This is a genomic window from Paenarthrobacter sp. NPDC057355, assembly GCF_042667405.1.
Classification (GTDB): Bacteria; Actinomycetota; Actinomycetes; order Actinomycetales; family Micrococcaceae; genus Arthrobacter.
The window spans coordinates 1-1,284 of the sequence record NZ_JBHVAL010000060.1 but is presented as its reverse complement, the minus strand read 5'-3'; the positions used below and the strand labels follow the sequence as shown (position 1 = coordinate 1,284).

2 protein-coding genes are annotated in these 1,284 nt (G+C 68.1%); both read right to left on the bottom strand.

All coding sequences use genetic code 11. The features are described 5' to 3' along the window. The coding region (locus tag ACFUOZ_RS21390; RefSeq protein WP_377552057.1) for a protein rep at window positions 1-774 on the bottom strand (774 nt) is incomplete at its 3' end. A 131-nt stretch (window positions 775-905) separates the two neighbouring features. Next, the coding region (locus ACFUOZ_RS21385) for a hypothetical protein (protein ID WP_377552055.1) at window positions 906-1,284 on the bottom strand (379 nt) is incomplete at its 5' end.

Genomic DNA, 1,284 nt, shown 5'->3' with positions numbered 1-1,284 from the left:
GAAGCAGACGATCACGTGCAGGTGCGGGTGCCACCCGTTCTTTCCGTAGGTGATTTCCCGCGAATTGATGGTGCCGATCTTGCCGGTGAGCTTCTTTTCACGGTTGGCCATGTTGCCATTTCCGAGTTTCCGGAATGCGTCGTTGAGTGCGTCGAGGAGTTCGGCCAGCGCGTGCCCTTTGGCATGCCGGACGGTGAAGGTGACCATCCAGGCAGAGCCACCCGACATGATCAGGTTGGCGACGCCGACAGCGATCTCGTTGGCCCGCTTGGCGCGGATCTTGGCCGAGCAGACCGGGCAGAGCCAGCCGTTCGCGCAGATGCAGACACCGGAGGTGTAGGCCACCCCGTCACGGACGTGGATCTTGACCCGGTCGACCTTGCCGTTCTGGCCTTGAGCCATGACCCGTCCGCAGGCCGAGAGCCGCTTGACCGTCGTGAACGACCAGATGGCCCGACGGATCTCGAAGCGGCGGCGGCGACGGCAACACGGATCGGTGCCCTTCCCGCATTCGTGCTGGTCAGACCCGGTTTTCCCCGCAGGGGGGGAAACAAAGTCCGTAGTAGTACCAAGGGGGGCGTCCGCCAGGCCGCCAGAGGCGGCCCGGCGCCCCTCAAGGCCTTCGGCAACGGGGCGCCGGGAGACCTGGCGGCCACCCGAGGCCCGCAGGTGTTTCGCGGCCTGTGCTCCATCCAGCGGGAGGACCGGGGGCACGTCGTCATGCGGGGTGGCTACCTGTGGTGCCGAGCCGTCGCCGTGCTCTACCGTGGTCATGAGACGTTCTCCGTTCGCGTTCCAGGTGGCGGAGAGCAGAGGCCCGGCCGTTGCGAGCGGTCCGGGCCTCCGTCGTTCCGTGTGATCCTGTCTCCCGTGGCTGACCGGCGTGGTAGGAACACGCCGGTCGGTCACTTCTGCTTCTGCGGCCCCATGAGGCTCTTGATGACGAGCCAGCCGAGAGCGCACGAGATGGCCCCGATGCCGACCGCGACCGCGACGACGGCGACGGCCAGGAGGACGGCGACGACGAGGGCTCCGGCCCCGCCAGCCGCGACGAGCTGTCCGGCGTGCTGGCGGAGCCAGGAGGGCGCGGGGGCGGCCTGCTGGACGATGACGTACGGGGCGGGCTGCTGGAGGCTCTGAGGGACGCTCAGGGCCTGTCCGGGGCCGATGTGGATCGGTGTAGGTGTGTAGACCTGCTGGGGGCCGTACGGGTCGCTCATCAACTTGCCTTCCGGGCGCGGCGGGTCTTCTTCTGGAGCGGGACGGAAGCGCCGGCGCTTTCGT